We start from the raw sequence: 24,127 nt of genomic DNA, 5'->3' as shown, positions 1-24,127 counted from the left end.
CATGGATGTTGCCTGATACACCGCTTTCGCGAGCAAGCTCGCTCCCACGGGGTTTTGCGGTGTATTCCGATTTCGTGGGCGCTTGGAGCCTGTGTGGGAGCGAGCCTGCTCGCGAAGACGGCAGCAGGTTCTACATGGATGTCGCCTGTCACACCGCTTTCGCGAGCAAGCTCGCTCCCACGGGGTTTTGCGGTGTATTCCGATTTCGTGGGCACTTGGAACCTGTGTGGGAGCGAGCCTGCTCGCGAAGACGGCAGCAAGTTCTACATGGATGTTGCCTGATACACCGCTTTCGCGAGCAAGCTCGCTCCCAGGGTTTTTTGTGCAAGGTTCGGTATTGGGTTTGTATATCAGTGTGTCAGCCGCCGCACGGCATACACAAACTTGCACATTCCCCCTCTTCCAGACACACCCCGCTTACAGCCACTTGAAAGACTCCTCCTGTCCCCGGCCACCACGATGCCGGGCCATCCAAGGAGCTTTCCCATGCCTAACGCCACCGCAACGCCGCCTGTTTTCCGTTACCAGGGCTGGTCGCTGTTCAACCTGCTGGCCGCCCTGGTGCTGCTGATGACCGCGCTTATCCTGATCATCAACCCGGACCTGACCGAAGGCGTGCGCAGTGCCATTCGCGCCACTGCCCGCTCATCCTTCGTCCTGTTCCTGCTGGCCTTCACGGCCTCGGCGTTTGCCGTGCTGGTGCCCTCGCCCTTGGGCAAGTCCCTGGTACGCGAGCGGCGCTTCATCGGGTTGGCCTTTGCCTTTTCCCATCTGGTCCATGCCTTGTTGATCTACTGGTACGGCCAGCTCAACACCGAGTTCTGGCCCGGCCGGACCACTCTCGGCAACGTGCCCGGCACCGTCGGCTACGTATTCATCCTGTTGCTGGCGCTGACGTCGTTCAAAAGCACCACGCGGCTGATCGGCGCTACGGCCTGGAAGCGCCTGCACACGACCGGCATGTGGGTACTGGCGGCGATCTTTGCCTATTCCAACTTCAAGCGCATCCCGATGAGTGCCTGGTACGTGCTGCCCTTCGGCCTGATCTGCGCCGCCACGGCGGTCCGCCTGGTGGGCAAGCTGGCCCAGGCCAACAAGCGCCAATCCTTGCAACGCGCGGCCTGAGCGAAGGAGAACGATCATGTACACGACTGTCTCGAAAACCTTGAACAGCCTGCACCTCAACCTCGATCACGCCGGTGCGTGGCTCGCACCACTGGGGCTACGCCTGTTGCTGGCCTGGGAGTTCTTCGAATCCGGCCTGGAGAAATGGAACGGCGAAAACTGGTTCGCCGAGATCCAGTCGGCCTTTCCTTTCCCGTTCAACCATGTGCCGGCCAGTTGGAACTGGGAACTGTCGATGTGGGCGGAGCTGATCTGCGCCCTCGCCCTGTTGATCGGCCTGGGCACGCGGGCTTCGGCGCTGGTGTTGATGGTGGTCACGGTGGTCGCCACCGCAGCCGTGCATTGGCCGGCGGACTGGTCCAGCCTGAGCGAGCTGGCCCAAGGGTACGCGATCACCAACAAGGGCTATGGCAACTTCAAGTTGCCGTTGATCTACCTGGTGGCACTGCTGCCGTTGCTGTTGCAGGGTGCCGGCCAGTTGAGCGTGGATGCGCTGCTCAAGTCGCTGACTTGGTCAAAAAAATCGAAACCTTGAAGGACTTGCGTCGGTCCAGTCCTGTATGAGCCAACGCGCTGCGTATCGCTGTCATGGCGGTCGCAGCGCATCAAGACAGCCCATCAGGACGAGGAACAGACATGAGCGTGACCGTCGGTGATTTTCTGGTTGAGCGCCTTTATGAATGGGGCGTTCGTCGCATCTACGGCTATCCGGGCGATGGCATCAACGGTGTGTTTGGTGCCTTGAACCGGGCCAAGGGCAAGATCCGTTTCATCCAGGCTCGTCATGAGGAAATGGCCGCGTTCATGGCCTGCGCCCATGCCAAGTTCACGGGCGAGCTGGGGGTCTGTATCGCGACGTCTGGCCCTGGGGCGTCGCACCTGGTCACTGGCCTGTATGACGCGCGCATGGACCACATGCCGGTCCTCGCAATCAGCGGCCAGCAGGCGCGCAATGCGTTGGGTGGGCACTATCAGCAGGAATTGGACCTGGCGAGCCTGTTCAAGGACGTCGCCGGCGCGTTCGTCCAGCAAGCCAGCGCCCCGGCCCAGGTCCGCCACTTGCTCGACCGTGCGGTACGCACCGCGGTGGGCGAGCGCCGGGTCACCGCGCTGATCCTGCCCAACGACCTGCAGGATCTGGAATACACACCGCCGCCCCACAAGCACGGCACGCTGCATTCCGGGGTCGGCTATCGCAAACCCAAGGTCGTGCCCTACGAGGAAGACCTGCGTCGGGCCGCCGACGTGCTCAATGCCGGCAAGAAAGTCGCCATCCTGGTGGGCGCCGGGGCGCTGCACGCCACGGACGAAGTGATTGCCATCGCCGACAAACTTGGCGCCGGCGTCGCCAAGGCCTTGCTCGGCAAAGCCGTGGTGCCCGACGAACTGCCCTGGGTCACCGGCTCCATCGGGCTGCTGGGCACCGAGCCCAGCGACAACCTCATGGCCGGTTGCGATACCCTGCTGATGATCGGCTCCGGTTTTCCCTATGCCGAATTCCTGCCCGGCGAGGGCCAGGCGCGTGGTGTGCAGATCGACCTGCAGCCCGACATGCTCAGCCTGCGCTACCCCATGGAGGTCAATCTGCAAGGCGACAGCGCCGACACCCTGCGGGCCTTGCTGCCGTTGATCGAAGAAAAGACCGACCGCGCCTGGCGCAAGAAAATCGAAGGCTGGCGGACGGACTGGGACAAGACCCTGGAAAAGCGCGCCCTGGTGTCGGCCAAGCCGATCAATCCGCAACGCGTCACCTACGAACTGTCCCCCCGACTGCCGGACCGCGCCATCATCACCAGCGACTCCGGTTCGTGCGCCAACTGGTATGCGCGGGACGTCCAGATCCGTCGCGGCATGATGTGCTCGCTTTCCGGCGGCCTTGCCTCCATGGGCGCCGCCGTGCCCTACGCCATCGCCGCCAAGTTCTGCCACCCGGATCGTCCGGTCATCGCGCTGGTGGGCGATGGCGCGATGCAAATGAACAACATGGCCGAGTTGATCACCGTCGCCAAGTATTGGCGCACCTGGACCAACACCACCTGGATCTGCGCGGTCTTCAACAACCAGGACCTGAACCAGGTGACTTGGGAACAGCGGGTCATGGAAGGCGACCCGAAATTCGAGGCGTCCCAGGACATTCCCGACGTGCCCTACCATCTCTTCGCCGAGTCCATTGGCTTGAAGGGCATCCTCGTCGATCAGGAAAGCGACGTGGCTGCCGCCTGGGAACAGGCCTTCGCCGCCGAACGCCCGGTGCTGATCGAGTTTCGCACCGACCCCGACGTGCCCCCCCTGCCGCCGCATATCAAGCTGGAACAGGCGAAGAAATTTGCCTCCACCCTGCTCCATGGCGATCCGAACGAAGGTGGCATTGTCGTCGAGACCGCCAAGCAGGTGCTCGGCGCGTTGCTGCCGGGCCATCGCAAGGACAAAGAGTGATCATGCAGACCCGAGCGAGCCGTTATGAGCTGATTTTGCTGGGAAGCTTCATCGCCCTGTGGGCGTGGTTGGCCATCGCCCCGATGAAACGCAGCGACTGGCTGGCGGAGAACCTGCTGGTCTTCGCGCTGCTGGTGGTTCTGGTGGCGGTCCATCGCCGGTTCAGCTTCTCCCGGCTGTCCGCCTCGCTGGTGTTCGTGTTCCTCTGCATCCACGAGGTCGGCGCCCACTACACCTACGCCAAAGTCCCTTACAACGAATGGTGGCAGGCCCTGGCCGGCGGGCCGTCGCTGGACCAGCTCCTGGGTTTCCAGCGCAACCAGTTCGACCGGCTGGTGCACTTCAGCTATGGCCTGCTGCTGGGCTACCCGGTGCGCGAGGCGCTGTTGCGGGTCATGCCCGCCCGGGGATTTACCGGCTACTTCCTGGCCTGGAACCTGATCCTGTCGTCCTCGGCCATTTATGAGCTGATCGAATGGATCGGCGGCGCCTACATGGGCGGCGATACCGCCAAGGCATTCGTCGGCGCGCAACAGGACCCGTGGGACTCGCAAAAGGACATGGCCCTGGCGGCATTGGCGGCAGGCGTGGCGCTGGTTGCAGCCGCCGGGGTCAATTATTTCCAGCAGCGGGACTTTGCCTTGGAATGGGCCCGGCGCGACAGGGCCAGCACTTGAAGCCCCGTGCCCCCGGGAAAAATGGTGCAACTGGTCAGCAAATTCTTACTTTTATTAAGTTAATCAGACAGTCAGCCGATACAAGGTGAGTGCGGGGGATCTCGCGTTTAGCTGATGGCTTGTTTTTATGATTGAAGATGCTGGCAATAGCTCCACGGTGGCTTCCGGCGAGCGACCAACCCGAAGTTTCACCCGCCGCACCTTTCCGGCCATCATGCTGTTGCTGTTCATCATGTCCGCGCTGGCCATCGCGGTGCTGCTCAATATCACCCAGACCCAGGACGAACAGGCCCGTGAACAGAGCCTGTTCTTCGCCCAGCGGGCCATCGACGGCATGCGTACCGGCATCGGCCGCGACCTGAGCGATTACTCGAAATGGAGCGACGCCTACCGCCACCTGCACGTGGAGGTCGATAAAGACTGGGCCTATGACCAGGAAAACGTCGGCAGCAGCGTCTTCTCGCTTTATGGCTACCAGGCGGTGTTCGTCATTTCCCCTGCTGGCAAGACGGTTTACTCGGTGATCAATGGCGAAATGAGCGAAGTGGCCGCCGACACCTGGCTCACCGGTGACTTGCGGGCAATCGCCAAGAAGGCCAGGGCCGCGGAAAATCGTGATGAGGTGATCGTCGAACTGCTGCATCACGAGGACGCGCCTGCCTTCGTCGCCGTCTCGGCGATTACCACCGGCACCGACAATAGCGTGCGCGAGATTCCCGGCCCGTCCAGCCTGATGCTGTTTGTCAAAGTCCTCGACGCCGGTGCGCTGCAGAACCTGTCCCGGGACTTCGCCCTGCCCGGTGCGCATATCGCCCACACGCCCGGCCCGAAAGACACCGCCCAGGTATTGCTCGACAGCCTGACACGCGAAGCCTTGGCCTGGCGCCCTGCTACCCCCGGCAAGGATTTGCGCAAGGTCCTGCTGCCCTTGCTCGGATTGGCATTGTTGGTCCTCGCGATCATGGCCCTGGCGGTGTTGCGCCATGCGCTGATCATGCTCCGCGCCCAGGAGCGCCAGTACGTCAGTCTCCTGGCCCATCGCAAGGCGCTGGAACGCAGCGAAGAACGTTTCCGGGACATTGCCGAGGTATCGTCCGACTGGCTGTGGGAAGTCGACTCGAACGGAACATTGACCTATTTGTCCGAGCGCTTCGAACAGGTCACTGGATTCCCCCCCTCCGAGTGGCTGGGCAAACCGCTGCACAGGCTGTTGCACCCCCATAACGGCTCGATCTCGATTGCCCATTGGCTGCTCGGCGGCGCCAACAGCGTTACCGCTACGCCGCTCTTGTGCGAATACACCGCGCGCAACCAACGCATACGCACCTGCAAGCTGTCGGTACGGGCCATCGAGGCCGGCGCGCAGGGCTTTCGCGGCACCGCCACCGATATCACCGAAGAGCTGCGGGCGCTGGCGCAGATCAAGCACCTTTCCCTGCACGACCCACTCACCGGCCTGGCCAACCGCAACCGGTTGTTCGACTGCCTCAGCGAGCACCTGGTCCAGGCGCACCCTACGCCGCTGGCGGTCCTGAACCTGGACATGGACAGATTCAAGCCGGTCAACGACTCCCTCGGCCATGCCGTGGGCGACAAGGTGCTGAAGGAAGTTGCCCATATCCTCCAGCAGAACGTGCGCGGCACCGACCTGGTGGCCCGCCTCGGCGGCGACGAATTCGTCATCGTCATGCCCAACCCGGGTAGTGCGAGCGATCTCGACCAACTGTGCGGGCGCCTGATCGAATGCATGCAGCGCCCGATGCACCTGGACGGCAATACGCTGTACCTGGGCATGAGTATCGGCGTCGCCTGGTCGCACCCGGCGGAACAGCGTGTCGACGAGCTGTTGCGCCAGGCGGACATCGCCCTGTACGCGGCCAAGGCCGCCGGTCGCAATACCTGGCGCGTCTACGAAGAAGCCATGGGCAACGTGGCCCGCGACCGTCGACGCTATGAGCAGCAATTGCGCGACGCAATGCAACAAGACCAGCTTGAATTGCGCTACCTGCCGCGTTTCGACGTGAATGCCGAACAGTTGCATGGCTTCGAAGCCCAGGCCTTCTGGCACCATCCCGAACGAGGTGAGCTGGGCGGCGTCGACTTCATTCCGGTCGCCGAAGCGTCCGGACAACTGGAAGAACTTGGCAGTTGGATGTTGATCCATGCCTGCGAAGAGGCAACGACCTGGCCCAACGCACTGAGCGTGTCCGTCGCGGTATCGCCGCGTTGGTTCAGCAGCAGTTTCCTCTTCAACCAAGTGCACAAAGCCCTGGAGACGAGCGGCCTGCCTGCCCAGCGCCTGACGCTGGAAGTGGCCGAAGGGGTGCTGCTGACCGATCATAAGACGCTCGCCAATACCCTGCATGCGCTCAAGGCGCTGGGCGTGCGCATCAATATCGACAAGTTCGGTACCAATATTGCGTCTCTGCGGGAAGTCCTTGACCAGCCGTTCGACGGCATTCGCTTCGATCGCAATATCCTCGCGCAGCTGGGCCTGGAGCATGATCAGGAGGGTGTGCTGGCGATGATTCGGTTGAGCCGCAGCGTCGGGTTGATGGTGACGGCCGAGGGTATCGAGAACGCGCGGCAGTTCAGTCAATTGCGCAGTGTGGCGTGTGACCATGTGCAAGGGCCGTACTTCGGCGCGGCGTTGGCTCGCTCGGAAATGGCTTCGTTCTTTACCACGCCGCGGTGGCTTTAGCCTTCAGAAAGCTTTTTGTGGGAGCGAGCTTGCTCGCGATGACGGCGGTTCAGTCGCTTTATGTGTCGACTGACACACCGCCATCGCGAGCAAGCTCGCTCCCACAGGGGAAATGCGATCATCAAGTCGGCTCCCAGACCGCCGCGCAAGAACAACCTAGCCCCCCGGACTCTGTCGAAAGCTCACCGCGAACCGGTTCCAACTGTTGATCGTACTGATCGCCAGTGTCAGGTCCACCAGTTCTTCTTCGCTAAAACTGGCGCAGGCCAGCGCATAGACGTCATCTGGCACCTGGCTTTCGGCCAATAAAGTGACCGCCTCGGTCCAGGCCAGGGCAGCCCTTTCGCGGTCGCTGAAAAAGCCGCTGTCGCGCCATACCGCCACCGCATAGAGACGTCGCTCCGTCTCGCCCTGGCGGCGCGCGTCCACCGAGTGCATGTCGGTGCAGAACGCGCAGCCGTTGAGTTGCGAGGCGCGAATCCTGATCAGGTTCAGCAATGCCGGGTCGATGCTCAGGCGACTGGTCAGCGCTTCCAGGCCGATCATCGCCCGCATCGCCCCCGGGGATGCACTGTAGTAATCGAGACGCGGGCTCATGGTGGGCTCCGTAGTGGTTGGTAAAACCACGGTAGGACGTCGGAGCCCTCCGCGACAGGTCCAATTCTGCGGTAAACGCCCACGCAACTTCTCCGCTGCGGCGCATTGCGGGTAATCTTGCGTCACTGGCCCTTGCCGAAACGATCACCCAGGAGCCCACGGGTATGGAACTTCATGTCGTCATCAACGGCCGCAAGGACCTGACGGGCCAGTTGTATCGACAATTGCGCAGCGCCATCGAAAGCGGTCGGCTGGCCGCCGGCACGCAACTGCCGCCCAGTCGCCTGCTGGCCGAGCAACTGGGCATTTCGCGCAAGACCGTTTCCGACACCTACGCGCAACTGACCTACGAAAACCTCCTCACTGGCGTCATCGGCAAGGGCACCTATGTCAATGCGCGCCCGGCCAGCATCGTGCGTAAGCAAAGCCATCGCGAGCTCGCCGGCGCCGATGTCGTCGAGACCTGGCGCAACATGCCGGACCTGCTGCGCCACCCGCCGCCCGAGAGCGCGCTGCGCTATGACTTCATCGGCGGCGCGACCGGCAAGGGCCAGTTTCCGCTGGACGACTGGCGTCGCTGCACCGCCCATGCCCTGCGCCAGATCGCCAACGCCAAGGGTTTCTACAGCCAGCCCGAAGGCTTGCCGGCGCTGCGCAACGCCATCGCCCGGCACATCGCATTTTCCCGCGGGGTCAACTGCCAGGACGACGACGTGGTGGTGTGCAACGGGGCGCAACAGGCCCTCGACCTGATTTCCAGGGTACTGACCCGCCCCGGCAGCCTGGTCGCCATGGAGGACCCCGGCTACCCGCCCGCTCGCCTGCTGTTCGGTTCCCATGGCGCGACGGTGGCCGGGGTGCCGGTGGATGAGCAAGGCATGCGCGTGGACTTGATTCCGGACGGCACGCGGCTGATCTACGTGACGCCGTCCCATCAGTTCCCCTTGGGCATGCCCATGAGCCAGCCCCGGCGCGAGGCCCTGCTGGCGCGAGCCTATGAACTCGGGGCGATCATCATCGAAGACGACTATGACAGTGAATTCCGCTATGAAGGCCGACCCACCGACTCGTTGCAGAGCATGGACGAGCGCGGGATCGTGGCGTACGTCGGGACCTTTTCCAAGACCTTGCTGCCGGAGCTGCGGCTCGGCTACGCGATCCTGCCACCGGCGATTCTCGAGGCGGTGATCCTGGCCAAGCGCCTCACCGACCAGCACACCTCCACCCTGCCCCAATGGGCACTGGCGAAGTTCATTGCCGAGGGCTGTCTGCTCAAGCACATCCGCCGCTGCCACGCGCTGTATGCCGGCCGGCGCGAGCGGATCCTGGCGCGCATGGCCGACGACCTGTCGCCCTGGTTCGAGGCCGTGCCCACCACGGCGGGTTTCCATATGGCCGTGCTGTGCAAGGTGCCCATCGACCTGCCATTGGTGATTGAATTGGCGAAGAAAGCCGAAGTCGGGCTCTACAGCCTCGACGGTTTCTTTAACGAGGCGCCGGTGCGTCCAGGCCTGATGCTGGGTTTCGGCGCCATTGAACTGCTCGACATCGATATCGCCCTGAACCGTCTGCGAGACATCCTGCAGCAGGTTGCCTGATCGATTGGACTTTGCATTTATCCGCCCATTGGCTGTTTTAGCCTTGCCCCGTCGGGCCTATCCTGCTCGGATGTGATTAGATCCCGTTCCACTTGATTCAGGAGCCAGGACAATGTCTCGCCAAGTGATCAACACCGTTCAGGTGCAGGCCGCCGCCGGGCGCTCGGAAGAACTGGGCCGGCAGTTGCAGCAAATCGTCGAAACCCTGCGAGCCTTGCCAGGCTGCGACGCCTACATGGTCGACCGCTGCCCTGAGGACAATGATCGCTGGAACGTCAGCGCCCGCTGGCGATCGGAAGCGGACATGCAGGCCCACTTCAACTGCCCCGAAGTGCAGGGCTTCATCAGCTTGCTGGAAAGCCGCCTGGCTCGAAGCGTGGACTTCAACAGTTTCCCGGTGGTGTGAGCGCGCTCATCTCTTGCGTGCCGAGGGCGCCTGCTCCCGCTGGATCCTGTAGGAGCTGCCGAGCGAAGCGAGGCTGCGATCTTCTTCAGGCACTTGAGTTGCAGGATCAAAAGATCGCAGCCTCGCTTCGCTCGGCAGCTCCTACATAGCGGGAGCAGGCGCTTTCGCCACGGTGGTCTACCCATCTTTCAAAAAATTGGACGTTTGTCTCCGGTATCTTGGGGCTTAGGGTGAAGGCGAACTCACTCCAAACCACACAGGTCCCGCCCCATGAAAACGCTCTACCTGATCGCCGCCCTGAGCCTGCTTCCCATTGCCCCGCTCTACGCTCACGAAACCGGGCCGTCGGAGAAGGTCCAGGTGCTGCAAGAGAAGCTGCTGAAAAACCTGCCCGGCAAAAAAGCCATGATGCTGACCGTCGATTATGCGCCGGGCCAGTCGTCCATCGCCCACAAGCATGACGGCACCGCCATGGCCTACGTGCTCGAAGGCGCTATCACGTCCCAGGTCAAGGGGGAACCCGCGATCACCTACAAGGCTGGCGAGTTCTGGTACGAAGCCGCTGGTTCCGAGCACCTGGTGTCGAAGAACGCCAGCGCCACCCAACCGGCCAAGCTGCTGGTGTTCATGGTGATGGGCGAGGATGAAGCGGTGCTGATTCCGCTGAAGAACTGACCCTGTCGCAGCTTTCTCACCTCAGGGCACCTTGTGGGAGCGAGCAAGCTCGCTCCCACAGGAGGTGAGCCGCGTGCTTTAGCTACGGCGAGCATTGACCGCAGGCACCCGCGCCCGCCAAGGCTGGGCCCTTTCCAGTTGGGCGGCCAGGGCGAGCAAGGTGCTCTCCTCGCCGAACCGGCCGGCGAAATGCGCACCCACGGGCAGGCCGTTGGCGCTCCAGGCCAGCGGTACCGACATCGCCGGTTGCCCGGTGGCATTGAACAGCGCGGTGAATGGCGAATAACTGTGGACGCGCTCGATGAGCTGTTCGAGGCTCACGCAAACGTCATGCACCTCCAACTCACCAATGAGCACCGGCTCCCGAGTCAGGACCGGGCTGAGGATTACGTCGTAGTCCTGCATGAACATCGCGAACCGGCGACCCAAGGCATGGATCCATTCCACGGCGCCGGCATACTGCGCGCCACTGACGTTGCCCTTGTCCCGCAGGATGATCCGGGTGCGCACTTCCAGTTCCTCCGCCTGCACCGCAGCCCCGCGCATCTGGCCCAGCACCTCGACGTAATGCCGCGTGCTGGCGCCAATGATGGTGAAGACCTGGTCGAGAAACTCCGGCAACGCCACCGGCAGATTCACCGGCTCGACGCGGTGCCCCAGGCTTTCACACAAGCGGGCGGCCTCGCCCAGTGCCTGCAAGCTTGGCGCGGACGTGGCCCAGGGGCCGACGTGTTCGACCAGGGCGATGCGCAACGGCTTCGGATCACGTTGCACGGCCGTCACATACGCCAGCGCCTGGACCGGCGCGGCATAGGGCGCGCCCAGGTCGATCCCGGCGGTGGCGTCCAGCAGCGCGGCGCTGTCGCGCACCGACAGGGTGATGGCGTGGGGCGTGCCCATGCCGGCCCAACCTTCGCCGATCATCGGTCCCGACGGCAGCAGTCCACGGCTGGGCTTGAACCCGAACACACCACAACAGGATGCCGGCACCCGCAACGAACCGCCGCCATCGTTGCCGTGGGCGAACGGCACCACCCTTGCCGCCACCAGCGCCGCCGCGCCACCGCTGGAGCCGCCGGCGCTGCGCTCGGTATTCCACGGGTTGCGCGTAGCGCCGAAACGCACGGACTCGGTGGAATAGGACGTGCCGAACTCCGGCGATGTGCTGGTGCCCATCACCTGGCAGCCGGCCCGCCTCAATCGCGTGACCACGTCCGATTCAAAATCCGCACGACAGTCCCCCAACGAACGGGAACCGTTGGTCATCGCCGCGCCCTGGACCGGGGAAAACAGATCCTTGATCAAGGTTGGCACGCCAGCGAACAGCCCTTGCCCGGCTTCCGGCGAACGCGCCGCCTCCCGTGCCGAATCGTACAGCCGCTCCGCCACGGCGTTGAGTTGCGGCTCGACCCGTTCCAGGCGCTCGATGGCGGTCTCCAGCAGTTCGCCGGGCTGGACCTCACCGCGCCGGACCCACTCGGCCAGCCCCATGGCATCTTCGATGTCCATCAATGAGTGAATGTCTTGCAGGCTCATGTTTTCAGTTTCCTTGCTTCAGGACGATTGACGAGATTGGGCGATGCGCGCCTGGCCATTACCCCGCGCGCGCAAGCCGACAGCCACCCACAGCAGCGCAGCGGCAAGGCCGGCGAAGGCCAGCCATTGGATCGATTGACGCAAATCACCGGCATAGGCACCGACGAACGCCACCACCAACGGACTGATGAACTGGCCGATATAGAGGAACGATGTGAAACCACCCAGGCCACGGCCGCGAGTGCGGGTGGTCAGGGCATTCATGACGGGCGCCATCACGTTGGGCACCAGCAGCCCGGCGCCCAGGCCCTGGACGAACACCGCGAGCAGCACGGCGTTGTAGCTTTGCGCTCGCACCAACAGGCAGAGGCCGAGCCCCATCAGCGCCAACAACAGCGCGTTGCAACCGGCAATCCCGAAACGCCGACGCAGCAACGGCCAGCCCAGAGAACCACCGAGGGTCGCCAGCAGGCTCAAGCCCGCCGACAGCCCGATCATCGTGCTAGACGTCACGCCCAGGCCGACCAGCAGCGTCGGCGCCTGGATCGGCATCACAAACGTCAGGACCATGCCCCATACGATCATCAGGTAGCCCACCAGCAATTGCGGAACCGCCACCTTGGTCGGCGCTGAATCGCCAGCCTGCGGTTCAGTCACCGGCGACTTCGTCACGGGTGGCTCCCACAGGACTTTCATCATGGCGGGCACCAACAGCAACGGCAGCAGATACAAGAGAAACGGCGAGCGCCAGGAATGCTCCCCAAGTGCCCCGCCGACGACAAAAAACAGCGCCCCGACCAGGCCGATCGTCACCACCTGCCGGTTGACGTAGCGCAAACGTTCCTCGCCGTGCCAATAGTCGGCAATCAACGTGGCGCAACAGGTCATCACCGCCGCCTCGGCACAGCCAAACAGCAACCGCGCGATGACGATACCCTGCAGGTTGTCGAGCAGCGCCGGCAACGCGCCGAGCAAGGCGTAGAGCAACGTGGCGATCACCAGCAGCGCCTTGCGCCCGATCCGGTCGGCCAACCAGCCGGCAAGCGGCGCGCAAAGGGCAATCGCCAGCGCCGGCCCGGTGATCGCCAACGGCACCAGCAGATCGGCGCGAGGCTCAAGGGGGCCGAACTCGGCGCCCAATCGGGGAAGTATGGGCGTGACCATCACCGAGCCCATGATCGTCAGGCTGCTGCCCAGCATCAGCACCCACCCTTCACGCCGGCCAACCGCCTGGCGCGACGCAGCCGTTGAAACGGAACTTGATTGCTTCATGGCGAGCCCCTTAGAAACTGTGGGAAATGCGCAGCGCGGTGGTGTAGCCTTCGGCGCGGTTTCGTGCATCGAACTCTTTGTACACATGCAGCCAGACCGGCGGCATGCCCGGCTTGAAATAGCCCACCGCCGGCCCGGCGGCCATCACCCGTGCGCGATTGCCCGCCTCCAGCCCCGGGGCATCGTCGTCGGTGAACTGGCGGTAGTAATAGCCGCCCACACCCAGCGTCCAGGGGCCCACATGCTGGCCCACGGCGAATTCGTGGCGATACTCGACGCCATTCTTGTAGTCGGTTGCGTGGTTGCGCGTGTTGACGTCGACTTCAAAGCTGGACGACACCTCGAAACCGGTGTCAGAGAGGTAGGTCGCGTTGAGAATCGGCGAGAACGTCCAATGATTGAGGCCCGGCGAGATCAGCCGGTCCTCGTCGTAATCGCCGGTCGGCGCCTGGATCTGCAACTGGGCGTTGATGAACAGGTTCGGTGACAGCGTCCATTGCAGGATCACCGGCAACACCTGGATGTCGGCGAGGCGAAACGGATCGGCCTCCAGGTCCAGCGGCCCGACCGGGGTCTGTACCCGCACCGAAGCATCCATCTTGAAGAACGGCACCACCGCGCCATAGCCGTACTTGGCGCCCAGCACGGTGGAGTCGGTCATGTGCAGGTAGGCAACGCCGATGGACAGCACGTCGAGGGAGAGATTGTTGTCCCGCGAGCGGCCGTGGCGATCCTTTTGCACATTGGCCGAATAGAACGCCGTGCGCAGCCCGACAGTCCCGAAGGGGGTGGCGGGCGGCATCATGCCGGCGCCGAAATCGTAGACCCCGTACGCGGTGGTCGGCGCGCCGTTCTCGGTACCGTTGGCCACGGCGCTGGCGCCAATCAGCCCGAAGGCGAACCACGCAAGACGCCGCAGATTGTTCTTTTTATTCTGATTCATCGAATGCCCCATCCCAGCTGTGTGGTGTGGGGTCATCCTAGGGAGCGGGTGCGCGAGCCGTTATCCGTTTTCAGCACAGATGCGTGCGACGCAGGGTTTGCGAAGGGGTTTCGCCAAACAGGGTGCGATAGTCACTGGCGAATCGGCTCAGGTGCCAGAAGCCCCAGCGCGCCGCCACTTCTTGCACGCCTTGGGTACCGAGGCGCAGTTCGCGGCGCACGGCATTGAGGCGCAGCGCACGCAAATAGGCCACCGGGTTGATGCCGAGGGTTTCCTGGAAGCAATACTGCAATTTGCGGCGGCTGGCACCGATGTGGTTGCACAGGTCCAGGATCGACAGCGGCTCGTCGAGATGGGCCAAGGCATATTCCCGAGCCCGGTCGACCATGCGCTTGCGGGCCGTCGGGGGCAGCGGCGGTGCCTCGTCCGGCGCCACCAGTTCGAGGAAATGCAGCATCACCGTGTCGCGCAGGCCACGGCGGATCGACTCGTGGCCCAACAATGACGCGCGTCCCTGCCCGCCCCCTTCCAGCTCATCGAACAAAGCGGCCAGTTCAGCCGGCAAGGTTGAATCGCCGAGACGGTAACACTTGGGAAGATCGGTAATTCGAAAGGCGCTGCCCTGGCGTTCCAGCAGGTGTTCCAACGCTTGCTCTTCGACCGCGACACCCAGCAGGTCCAGATGCTGCGGCGTACGCAGGTCCGGCAAGTTCCGCCCACGCGCCACCATCAGGCTGGGCTCGACAATCGGGTGGCCGGAACAGAACACCGGGCCGTCGGCGCTCAGCGGCACGCTGAAAGTGATCGCACCCTCCCACGCCATGCCACGCTTGGTCATGGCCTGATTAGAGCGGTCGCGCACCAACTGCATCCACTGCGAACGAAACTCGATCAGTTCGCCCTCGAAGTGTCCCGGCGTCAACTGGTCGTAGCTGACCTGCCATCCGCCCATGTTCCGCGCGTGTTCGTCAATGTCGCCGGTGCGGAACCGATTGATCGGCTGCGTCGGCAGTGCATTCGCCATATCGTCGTTCATTAACCCGACCTTCGAGATTTCCAGGGTTCATGGATCGAAGGTCAGGCAAGTTCCATTCCGCCCGGCAGGCCGCTCGCTCGATTGTGCCGAAAACGGCTAATCAACTGCCGGCGCCGCCGTGGGCCTCCTCGAAGAAATAATCCTTCCAACTGTCGGCCTTGTTTTTCAACACACCCAGCTCATGCAGCTTCTCGGCATAGATGTAGGTGCGCTGCGGCACGACGGTGAAGTCGATTTCCGGGTCGGTGACGATGCTCTCCACCAGGGGCAGCGGCAGCTTGGATTGCTCCACCCGGATATAGGTCTGGGCGGCAGCGGCCTTGTCAGCCTTGATGAGGGTTTGTGCTTCGACAAGCGCGTCGTAGAACGCCTTGTAGGTCATCGGATTTTCGTCGTGGAATTTTTCCGTGGTGTAGAGCACATTGAACGTCGCCGGCCCGCCGAGCACGTCATAGGAACTGAGGACTTTGTGCACGTTGGGGTTCTGCAGCGCCTGGTACTGGAACGGCGGGCTGGAGAAGTGCGAATTGATTTCCGACTTGCCAGCGATCAGCGCGGCCGTTGCGTCCGGGTGCGGGAGGCTGACCGAGATATCGTCGAATTTCTTGTAGCGGTCGTTGCCGAATGCCTTGGCCGTCTCGATCTGCAACGTGCGCGACTGGAACCCGACCCCGGCCGCCGGCACCGCGATCCGGTCCTTGTCGGTGAAATCCTTGAGCGACTTGATCGCCGGGTTGTTGGTCAGCAAATAGTTGGGCATCGAGCCCAGCGATGCGATGGCCTTGACGTTCTGCTTGCCCCGGGTCCGATCCCAGATCGTCAGCATCGGTGGCACGCCCGCCGACACCACGTCGAGGGCGCCGGTAAGCAAGGCCTCGTTCATCGCGGTCGCGCCGGAAATGCTGTTCCAGTCCACCTTGATATCAATGCCCTGGGCCTTGCCGTGCTTCTCGATAAGCTGCTGGTCGCGCACGACGTCGAGGATCAAATAACCGATGCCGAATTGCTGGGCGATGCTGATCTTGCCTTCCGCATGGGCCAACGGCCCTATCAGCAAGCTTGCCGCCAAGAAAACAAGTGGTACGGGGCGCTTGAACGCCATGGCCGGGGCCTCTCGTGAATGAAGTCAGGCACCGACTGTAAAGCTATAAAAAACAAAATTTAAATACCTGTATCGCATATGCATATCACTGGGTGATGCAATGCGCCATTGACAATGGGCAGGCAGAGGATTAATCAGCCAGAGGCACCCGGCGCTGCGCTGCGCACCGCCTCCCTTCTACTGCGCCAGAACCGAGCAGACGCGACCATGAACGAGATGACCCAAGACATTCGCATCGCCGCCGAGTCGATGTCCCAACCGCGCGCGCTGGTCTTCCTCGCCTACCCGCAGATGGGCCTGCTCGACCTGACTGGCGCCCAGACGGTTTTCTGGGCGGCCACCAAAGCCATGGCTGAACGCGGCCTGCCCGGCTACCGGATGCACACCGCGAGCCTGGACGGTGGGTTGATGCAGACCGCCGAAGGCCTGGTGGTGCTCACCTCTTCCCTGCGTGAATTCGACGACGTCAGCGTCGACACACTGATCGTGCCGGGTGCCCCGGACATTCGCCAGGCAATGCTTGATTGTGTCGACCTGGTGGACTGGCTGCGCGCCGCCTCGACCAAGGCCCGGCGCACGGCGTCGGTGTGCAGCGGGACCTTCCTCATGGCCCAGGCTGGCTTGCTCGATGGTCGCCGCGCCGCCACGCACTGGGCCATGTGCGAGATGCTCAAGAGCGGCTTCCCCTTGATCGAAGTCGACCTCGACGCCATTTTCATCCAGCAGGACAAGGTCTGGACCTCGGCGGGTGTCAGCGCCGGCATCGACATGGCCCTGGCGCTGGTGGAGGCCGACTGCGGTCGCGATGTCGCGCTGCAAGTGGCGCGGGAACTGGTGGTGTTTCTCAAGCGGCCCGGCGGGCAGGCGCAGTTCAGCCAGTTACTGCTGTCGCAAACCGAGGACAGCGCCGGGTTCGATGAATTGCACGCATGGCTCGCCGAGCACCTGGACGAGGCCGACCTGACCATCGAGCGACTGGCGCAGCAGGCGCGGATGAGCCCGCGCAATTTCGCCCGGGTCTATAAGCGCCAGACCGGGCGAACCCCGGCCAAGGCCGTGGAGATGTTCCGCCTCGAAGCCGCGCGAAGATTGTTGGAGGACTCCGAGCGCAACATCGACCAGATCGCTCGCTCGTGCGGCTTCGGCGACGAAGAGCGGATGCGTCATACGTTCCAGCGGCATTTGGCGATTTCACCTCGTGAGTATCGCAACCGTTTCTCCCGTTGAGGCGAACGGCGCCATCCCTTCAAGCCACCTGCCGGGCTTGAGGGCGTGAATCGGCCCCCTCGGCAAGGAACGCACAGCACCGGGAGCGCAACCAACACTCGCCCGGATCATTATGGGAGGTCCCGCGCCAGACCATCGTCAGTTCATGTTCCGGCAACAGGATTGGCGCCGCCTCCGCCCGCAAGCCCGTCGCCATCGCCATGGCCTGTGCAACATAGTCGGGCACGATGGCGATCATGTCGCTGTCGGCCAGCAACCTCGGCAACGCACTGAACTGGGGCACCGTCAGCACGACCCGCCGATGCCGGCCCGCCAGGCTCAACGCGCGATCGGAGTCATCGATCACGTGCCCCATGGACGAAACCACCGCATGGGGCCGGCGACAGAATTCATCCAGGGACAATTCGCCGGCGCGCGAATCGGCCCGCAACAACATGGGCCGGATCGGCCGCAACACCTTGCGCCGGGCATTGGCCGGCAGCTCCAGGGTGTGACTGATCCCGACGGTGATCTCGCCGCATGCCAGCAACTGGCACATCTGCCACTGATCGGCGCGGCGCACCACCAGCGTCGTGCCGGGCGCTTCGACACGCAGGCGATGCAACAAGTCCGGGAGCAAGGCGTATTCGACGTCATCGGACAGGCCGACGTGGAATGTCGCATCGCTGGTGGCGGGGTCGAACGCCTGGCAGCGACTCAAGGCGGCGGCGATTCCGTCCAGCGCCGGGGACAGGTTGGAAAAAATCTCCTCTGCCCGCGACGTCGGCTCCATGAACCGGCCCGCGCGAATGAACAAGGGGTCGTCGAACATCACGCGCAAACGCGCCAGGGCGGCGCTGATGGTCGGTTGACCGAGGAACAGCTTCTCGCTCACGCGGGTGACATTTCGCTCGTGCATCAAGGTTTCGAAGACAACCAGCAGATTGATGTCAGCACGACGCAGGTCATTTCTGCTCATCATGGTAGCCATTCCAGGCACAGGGCCAATGATTCAAGGAAAGTCGCACCCGGAGCGTATTGCAGGGCCGACGGCGGCGGAATGTTTGAAGGTTACGCCAAGGCCCGGCGCACGTCTGTTGTACCGGAGGACAGCCCGCCCACGCTTAGGGTCGAGCCACCGATACCTGGGTATATGGGAAGACTGCCAGGGTTGGCGGGATTTCAGGGTTTTATGTCCTACCACCGGCCGAGGGCACCTTTTAAGATCAGGACCGATGCCCTGTTTCCTCCGTCGCCGGGGGTTGGATCAGTAAAACAAAAGGCCTGCAGCGTGCCCACACCCGCCATGATGTTCAAGAGCGTCTACCACAGCCTGCGGTCCAACCCTTGCCCCAAGGCGTCGGGGCCCTCGATGGGCATCAGCACCCACCCGCTGGTCAATGCCCTGGGCTGGGCAGTCGGCCTGGTGGTGGCCTGCGGGATTGTCATCATCAACTCCGAAACCCACTCCGACCTGGCGCCAACGCTGCTCTACATCACCTTGCTGTTGATGGCGGCGAATCTGTTTTCCATCAACCTGGTGATCACCGTCGCCCTGCTGTGCATGTTCCTGTTGACGGCGATGTTCCTGTACAACGGCGGCTATCATCGCTGGGATTCGACCACGGGGTTCTTCCGCTGCCTGACCGCCCTGTCGGCCATCGGGTTCCTGGCGCTGCGCAGCAAACAGGCCTCGGACAGCCTGCGGCATAACCAGGCATACCTGATCGAGGCCCAGGCCCAGTTGGCCCACGCCACCCGGCTGACCTCCCTGGGGGAAATGGCCGCCTCCATCGCCCACGAAGTGAACCAGCCGCTGACGGCCATCACCAGCAGCGGCGAAGCCTGTCGCCGCTGGCTGGAGCGCCCGGTTCCCGACCTCAAGGAAGCCCTCGACTCGTTGGACCGGATCGTCGCCAACGCCTCCCGCGCCAGCGACGTCATCAATCGTACCCGGGCGATGGCGCGCAAATGCGACCCCCTGCGCCGGCCCGAGTGCCTGGAGCCGATCGTCAGGGAATCGCTGGACCTGGTGCGCCACCAGTTGGCCCAGCACAAAGTCAGCGTGAAGCTGGAGCTCGCGACGACGCCCAGCCACGTCAGCGCTGACCGGGTGCAATTGCAGCAGGTGATCATCAACCTGATCAGCAATGCGTGCCACGCCATGGAGACCATTGCGGTACGGGAGCGAACCCTTTATGTGCGCACCTGGCCCCAAGGACGCGAGGTGCTGCTGGAGGTGGCGGACCAAGGCATTGGCATCGCCGCCGAGGTCCTGCCCTCGTTGTTCAATCCGTTTTTCACCACCAAGGCAAACGGCTTGGGCATTGGCCTGTCCATCTGCCGCTCCATCATCGACTTTCATGACGGCAGGATCTGGGCCACCAGCGAGGCAGGCCGAGGCACCTCCTTCATGTTTTCGCTGCCATTGATTTCCAACGCCTGACTTGTCCCGGACGCCGACCATGCCCCCAAGCCACGCCACTCACCCTGCCCCCGCGCATGACCCCATCGTCTACGTGGTCGATGACGATGCATCGCTGCGCGAAGCCCTGCGCAGCCTGCTGCGTTCCATTGGTCTACGCGTCGAGCTGTTCGACTCGGTGGCGGACTTCATGGACCATCCGCGCCCCGACACGCCCAGTTGCCTGCTGCTCGACGTGCGCCTTCGTGGCACCAGCGGGTTGGATTTCCAGCAGCAATTGGCGCGCGCCGACATTCATTTGCCGATCGTATTCATGACCGGCTACGGCGACATCGCCATGACGGTGCGGGCGATGAAGGCCGGTGCGGTGGACTTCCTGACCAAGCCGTTTCGCGAACAGGACATGATCGATGCGGTGTCCCTGGCCCACCAGCGTGACCGGCTGCGTCGCGAATCCGAGCGCAACCAACAGGCGCTCCATGAACGCCACGCCACCCTGACCCTCCGGGAACGCCAGGTGATGGAGCTGGCCGCGTCGGGGCTGATGAACAAGCAGATCGCCGGGCAGATCGGCTTGAGCGAGATCACCGTCAAGATCCACCGTGGCCAGGCCATGCGCAAAATGGGCGCACGTTCATTTGCCGACCTGGTGCGCATGGCCCAGGCCCTGGAACCGGGTCGCGACCGTTGAACGTTCATACCCACGTATACTAGCCGCGGCTTTTGGACAGCGTATCGTGCAGTGACAGGGTCGCCTTCATGGCTACCTGACATTACTGCCAGGTTTCGAAATGTCCGACACCGCAATTGTTTCAGTTATCGATGACGATGAATCGGTTCGAGTTGCATTGGATGGTTTGCTGCGCTCCCACGGTTACCGCGTCAAGACTTACCCCAGCGCCCTCGATTTCTTGTCTTCGGCTGGATTTGAAAACACCGCATGCCTGCTGTCGGACATCCAGATGCCGGGGATGACCGGGATTCAACTGTGCGACGAGCTCGGTGCCCGTGGCATTGGGATTCCGCTGATTTTTATCACGGGTTTGCCTGTTGTGCCGCCGTTGGCCAAGACAGGGCCTTGCGGGCCGGTGGCGGTATTTCCGAAGCCGTTTGATTGTGGTGAGTTGATGGCTTGTATTGAATCGGTGATGCAACGGTTGGCGTGAGGACTGCCTTTGTGAGAGCGAGCTTGCTCGCGAAGAGGCCAGCACATCCAACCTCTTCATCGACTGTGGCACCGCTTTCGCGAGCAAGCTCGCTCCCACATTTGGACTTTCAGCGGCCACAGCAGTGATGTACACCACAGCCCCTGTGGGAGCGAGCTTGCTCGCGAAGAGGCCAGCACGTCCAACCTCTCTATCGGCTGTAAAACCGCTATCGCAAGCAAGCTCGCTCCCACATTTGGATATTCAGCGGCCACAGCAGTGATGTACACCACAGCCCCCTGTGGGAGCGAGCTTGCTCGCGAAGAGGCCGGTACATCCATCATCTCTATCGGCTGTAAAACCGCCATCGCGAGCAAGCTCGCTCCCACATTTGGACTTTCAGCGGCCAAAGCAGTGATGTACACCACAGCCCCCTGTGGGAGCGAGCTTGCTCGCGAAGAGGCCAGCACATCCAACCTCTTCATCGACTGTGGCACCGCTTTCGCGAGCAAGCTCGCTCCCACATTTGGACTTTCAGCGGCCACAGCAGTGATGTACACCACAGCCCCCTGTGGGAGCGAGCTTGCTCGCGAAGAGGCCAGCACATCCATCATCTCTATCGGCTGTAAAACCGCCATCGCGAGCAAGCTCGCTCCCACATTTGGATATTCAGCGGCCAAAGCAGTGATGTACACCACAGCCCCTGTGGGAGCGAGCCTGCTCGCGAAGAGGCCAGTGCGTGTGACTAAAAATCCACGGTAGCCGAAACCAGATAAGTCCGAGGCGTCGCCAAGGTCAGCCCCGGTTCACTGTCATCCGAAGCCCCCGCCGAACTCCAATACCGCTTGTCCGCGACGTTCTCGATATTCGCCCGCAAGGTGATCTTCTTCTCATCAACCTTGAAGGCATACCGCGCCCCAACGTCGAAACGTTCCCAGGAGTCGATCTCCTTGGTATTGGACGGGTCCAGGTATTGCGAGCTGGAATAGATCCCTCGGCTGGTCAGGGTCAACCCCTGCACAGTCGGCACATCCCACTCCGCGCCGAGGTTGACGTTGTACTCCGGCGTCGCCGGCGCCCGGTTGCCGTCGAAGGCGGGGTTGGTGGTGTCGGTCAGTTCGCTGTCGATGTACATCACGCCGCCAAGCAGTCGCACGCCTTTGAGCGGTTCACCGAATACGCTCAGTTCCACGCCGGTATTTTCACGCTTGCCGTTCGGACCGAAGTCGTTGGTCGTGGCGTCAGTGGCATAGGCCGGCTGTTTGATCCGGAACACCGCGGCGGTGACCGCAAGCGCGCCGGCATCGTACTTGGCGCCCACTTCGACCTGGCGGCTGATGAACGGCGGGAAAATCTCGTCACGGTTATCGGCAGACGTCGGCGCGATCTTGCCCTGGCTCAGGCCTTCCATGTAATTGGCGTAAAGGGACAGCTTGTCGGTCGCCTTGAACAGGATCCCACCCGACGGCGAGACCTTTTCTTCGTCATAGGCCGTACGGCTTTTGACACCATCGGACCAGTCATCGACCTCCACGCGTTGCCAGCGGGCGCCGAGGGTCAGCAGCAGGCGGTCATCGAACAAACCCAGGGTGTCGGACAGCGCGACGCCGCTGAAGTGGTTCTCGGTATAGACCTTCGGATCGGGACGTGTGGGGACGTTTGGCGTCGGTGTCTGCACCGGGTTGTACAGGTTGCTCCGACCGTTGGCATAACGGGAGCCGCCGTTTTCGAAATCCATGTAGAAATAGCTGGCGGCCAGGTTGAGCTCATGGCTCACCGGCCCGGTATGGAACCAGTTGCGCACACCGGCGTTGGCAGTACGGACATTTTCGTCCCGGGTAAAGTCGCGAGGCGACACGGTGAAGTCGCCAGCGGCGTTGCTGACCAACACGTTGTGCCGCAGGAAATCATGATTGCTTTTACGGGCTCCCGCGCCACCGTAGAGCATGACGGAATCGTTGACGTCGAACTCGGCATTCACCGCGCCGAAGGTGTCTTCGGTACGCGCCTTGCTCCAATGCTGGGCGTAGTTGCGACGCACGTCGCTGGCGTGGGGAATCGGCGCCGCGGCGGCCACCTGGACGCGCTCCTGGGGCGCATCGGTATCACGTTCGGCGTGGCCGATGTCGGTCGAAAGGCGCAGGCGCTCGCCACGGAAATCCAGGCCCAGCACCGCCATCTCGCGGTCGACGCTTTGATGATCCCAATCGGTATCGCCGGACTGTTTCACCCCGTTGAAACGAACACCGAACTGGTTGTCCTCGCCGAAGCGGCGACCGACGTCCACCGCAGCGCCGGGTTGGCTGTCGGAGGCGTAGCTGCCCGTCAGGGACGTGATCGGCTGGTCAGTGGCACGCTTGGGCACCACATTGATCCCGCCGCCGACGCTGCCACGCGGCGAGATTCCGTTGATGAGCTGGGTCGGCCCCTTGAGGATGTCGACGCGATCGGCCATCTCCATATCGATCGTGTAGGTCGGCAAGATGCCGTAGAGGCCGTTGTAGGCGACATCGCTGTTGAACAGGCTCAACCCACGGATGGTGAATTGCTCATAGCGGCCACCCGCCGGGTTGGTGGCCCGCACCGAAGGGTCGCTGGCAACCAGATCACCCAATGTCCGGGCCTGCAAGTTCTTCACCGTCTCGCCGGTGTAGGTGGTCATGCTGAACGGCGTTTCCATGAAGTCCCGGGAACCGAGCAACCCCTGTGAACCACGGCGCGCCACCTGACCGCCAGCGTAGGGTTCATCGCCCACCGAACCGCTGGTGCCGAGAATCGAGGTCGGGGCCAGTTGCAGGCTACTGCCTTCGGGCGCCGGGACCAGGATGTAGGCCTGCTCCCCGACAGGCTGCAATTGCAGGCCCGACCCTTGCAGTAACCGCGCAAAACCGTCCTGCACACCATATTCACCGGAGAGCCCGGCGCTGTCGCGACCGCGGACCAGGGCCGGGTCCACCGACAGATTGACCCCCGCCAACCCGGCGAAACGAGTCAAGGCAGCACCGAGGCTGCCGGCCGGCACTTGATAGCTGCGCCGGGCGCTTTCTTCTGCCTGGCTGGGCGCGATGAAAAACGGGCTGGCACTCAGGCTCATCAGCAAGCCCAGCTTCAACAAGGGATGTCTCAACAGGGGACGCCAGCCGGCGACGGCCGGGCGTAAGTGCAACGGTGTGACTGCGGACATGGGAGAACGCTCTCGTTTTTTGTTCAGTTGCCAGGAATGACAAGCGAGACAAAAAAAGGGGAC

20 protein-coding genes are annotated in these 24,127 nt (G+C 62.9%); 12 read left to right on the top strand and 8 right to left on the bottom strand.

Annotated elements, in window-relative coordinates; genetic code table 11:
* The first annotated feature begins 486 nt into the window (after nucleotides 1-486).
* The 5 genes from M8Q45_RS10655 (at nucleotide 487) to M8Q45_RS10635 (ending at nucleotide 6,939) form a co-directional block, all read left to right on the top strand.
* On the top strand, nucleotides 487-1,125 hold the full coding sequence (locus tag M8Q45_RS10655; protein WP_249874693.1) for a ferric reductase-like transmembrane domain-containing protein: 639 nt from the start codon (nucleotides 487-489) through the stop codon (nucleotides 1,123-1,125).
* Between the two features lie 16 nt (nucleotides 1,126-1,141).
* Nucleotides 1,142-1,660 (top strand): HvfX family Cu-binding RiPP maturation protein, encoded by a 519-nt coding sequence (locus M8Q45_RS10650; protein WP_249874692.1) that lies wholly within the window; start codon nucleotides 1,142-1,144, stop codon nucleotides 1,658-1,660.
* Nucleotides 1,661-1,761: 101 nt separating this feature from the next.
* Nucleotides 1,762-3,561 carry a thiamine pyrophosphate-requiring protein gene (locus M8Q45_RS10645; protein WP_249874691.1) on the top strand — a complete coding sequence of 600 codons (1,800 nt, stop codon included), beginning with the start codon at nucleotides 1,762-1,764 and terminating at the stop codon, nucleotides 3,559-3,561.
* Nucleotides 3,562-3,563: 2 nt separating this feature from the next.
* Entirely contained in the window at nucleotides 3,564-4,238 is a 675-nt protein-coding gene (locus tag M8Q45_RS10640) for a DUF2238 domain-containing protein (RefSeq protein ID WP_249874690.1), read from the top strand.
* 127 nt (nucleotides 4,239-4,365) lie between these two features.
* Nucleotides 4,366-6,939: a bifunctional diguanylate cyclase/phosphodiesterase gene (locus M8Q45_RS10635; RefSeq protein ID WP_249874689.1), complete on the top strand. Its 2,574-nt coding sequence runs from the start codon at nucleotides 4,366-4,368 to the stop codon at nucleotides 6,937-6,939.
* 156 nt (nucleotides 6,940-7,095) lie between these two features.
* Here M8Q45_RS10635 and M8Q45_RS10630 read toward each other — a convergent pair whose 3' ends face one another.
* Nucleotides 7,096-7,536, bottom strand: a complete 441-nt coding sequence (locus tag M8Q45_RS10630; RefSeq protein ID WP_249874688.1) for a carboxymuconolactone decarboxylase family protein — start codon at nucleotides 7,534-7,536, stop codon at nucleotides 7,096-7,098.
* A gap of 164 nt (nucleotides 7,537-7,700) precedes the next feature.
* Between M8Q45_RS10630 and pdxR the strand changes: the two genes are divergently transcribed.
* The 3 genes from pdxR to M8Q45_RS10615 all read left to right on the top strand — a co-directional run bounded on the left by pdxR (nucleotide 7,701) and on the right by M8Q45_RS10615 (nucleotide 10,215).
* Nucleotides 7,701-9,134: a MocR-like pyridoxine biosynthesis transcription factor PdxR gene (gene pdxR / locus M8Q45_RS10625; protein WP_249874687.1), complete on the top strand. Its 1,434-nt coding sequence runs from the start codon at nucleotides 7,701-7,703 to the stop codon at nucleotides 9,132-9,134.
* 112 nt (nucleotides 9,135-9,246) lie between these two features.
* Entirely contained in the window at nucleotides 9,247-9,540 is a 294-nt protein-coding gene (locus M8Q45_RS10620; protein WP_249874686.1) for a putative quinol monooxygenase, read from the top strand.
* Between the two features lie 270 nt (nucleotides 9,541-9,810).
* Complete coding sequence (locus M8Q45_RS10615; protein WP_030140699.1) at nucleotides 9,811-10,215, top strand: cupin domain-containing protein; 405 nt, start codon at nucleotides 9,811-9,813, stop codon at nucleotides 10,213-10,215.
* 78 nt (nucleotides 10,216-10,293) lie between these two features.
* Here M8Q45_RS10615 and M8Q45_RS10610 read toward each other — a convergent pair whose 3' ends face one another.
* The 5 genes from M8Q45_RS10610 to M8Q45_RS10590 form a co-directional block, all read right to left on the bottom strand.
* Nucleotides 10,294-11,751, bottom strand: coding sequence for an amidase (locus M8Q45_RS10610; RefSeq protein ID WP_249874685.1), 1,458 nt, complete (start codon nucleotides 11,749-11,751; stop codon nucleotides 10,294-10,296).
* 18 nt (nucleotides 11,752-11,769) lie between these two features.
* A complete protein-coding gene (locus M8Q45_RS10605) occupies nucleotides 11,770-13,023 on the bottom strand; it encodes an MFS transporter (RefSeq protein ID WP_249874684.1) in 1,254 nt (417 codons plus the stop codon).
* 10 nt (nucleotides 13,024-13,033) lie between these two features.
* A complete protein-coding gene (locus M8Q45_RS10600; protein ID WP_249874683.1) occupies nucleotides 13,034-13,966 on the bottom strand; it encodes a SphA family protein in 933 nt (310 codons plus the stop codon).
* Between the two features lie 70 nt (nucleotides 13,967-14,036).
* Entirely contained in the window at nucleotides 14,037-15,002 is a 966-nt protein-coding gene (locus M8Q45_RS10595; RefSeq protein ID WP_249874682.1) for a helix-turn-helix domain-containing protein, read from the bottom strand.
* 100 nt (nucleotides 15,003-15,102) lie between these two features.
* Complete coding sequence (locus tag M8Q45_RS10590; RefSeq protein WP_249874681.1) at nucleotides 15,103-16,104, bottom strand: ABC transporter substrate-binding protein; 1,002 nt, start codon at nucleotides 16,102-16,104, stop codon at nucleotides 15,103-15,105.
* Nucleotides 16,105-16,311: 207 nt separating this feature from the next.
* Between M8Q45_RS10590 and M8Q45_RS10585 the strand changes: the two genes are divergently transcribed.
* Nucleotides 16,312-17,331, top strand: coding sequence for a GlxA family transcriptional regulator (locus M8Q45_RS10585; RefSeq protein ID WP_249874680.1), 1,020 nt, complete (start codon nucleotides 16,312-16,314; stop codon nucleotides 17,329-17,331).
* Between the two features lie 19 nt (nucleotides 17,332-17,350).
* On the opposite strand, the gene M8Q45_RS10580 is transcribed toward M8Q45_RS10585, so the two are convergent.
* Complete coding sequence (locus tag M8Q45_RS10580; protein WP_283939029.1) at nucleotides 17,351-18,292, bottom strand: LysR family transcriptional regulator; 942 nt, start codon at nucleotides 18,290-18,292, stop codon at nucleotides 17,351-17,353.
* 390 nt (nucleotides 18,293-18,682) lie between these two features.
* Here M8Q45_RS10580 and M8Q45_RS10575 point away from each other — a divergent pair, with 390 nt between their 5' ends.
* The 3 genes from M8Q45_RS10575 (at nucleotide 18,683) to M8Q45_RS10565 (ending at nucleotide 20,901) form a co-directional block, all read left to right on the top strand.
* Entirely contained in the window at nucleotides 18,683-19,756 is a 1,074-nt protein-coding gene (locus M8Q45_RS10575) for a sensor histidine kinase (RefSeq protein WP_249877305.1), read from the top strand.
* A gap of 19 nt (nucleotides 19,757-19,775) precedes the next feature.
* Nucleotides 19,776-20,426, top strand: a complete 651-nt coding sequence (locus M8Q45_RS10570; RefSeq protein WP_249874679.1) for a response regulator transcription factor — start codon at nucleotides 19,776-19,778, stop codon at nucleotides 20,424-20,426.
* A gap of 100 nt (nucleotides 20,427-20,526) precedes the next feature.
* Entirely contained in the window at nucleotides 20,527-20,901 is a 375-nt protein-coding gene (locus M8Q45_RS10565) for a response regulator transcription factor (RefSeq protein ID WP_249874678.1), read from the top strand.
* A 724-nt stretch (nucleotides 20,902-21,625) separates the two neighbouring features.
* Here the strand turns inward: M8Q45_RS10565 and M8Q45_RS10560 are convergent.
* The gene (locus M8Q45_RS10560; RefSeq protein WP_249874677.1) at nucleotides 21,626-24,064 is read right to left on the bottom strand and encodes a TonB-dependent receptor; all 2,439 of its coding nucleotides are present in this window, start codon (nucleotides 24,062-24,064) and stop codon (nucleotides 21,626-21,628) included.
* Between the last annotated feature and the right edge of the window lie 63 nt (nucleotides 24,065-24,127).

The sequence above is a fragment of the Pseudomonas sp. T1.Ur genome, assembly GCF_023516725.1.
In the GTDB taxonomy this organism is placed as follows: domain Bacteria; phylum Pseudomonadota; class Gammaproteobacteria; order Pseudomonadales; family Pseudomonadaceae; genus Aquipseudomonas; species Aquipseudomonas alvandae.
This window is presented reverse-complemented; position numbering and strand designations above follow the sequence as displayed.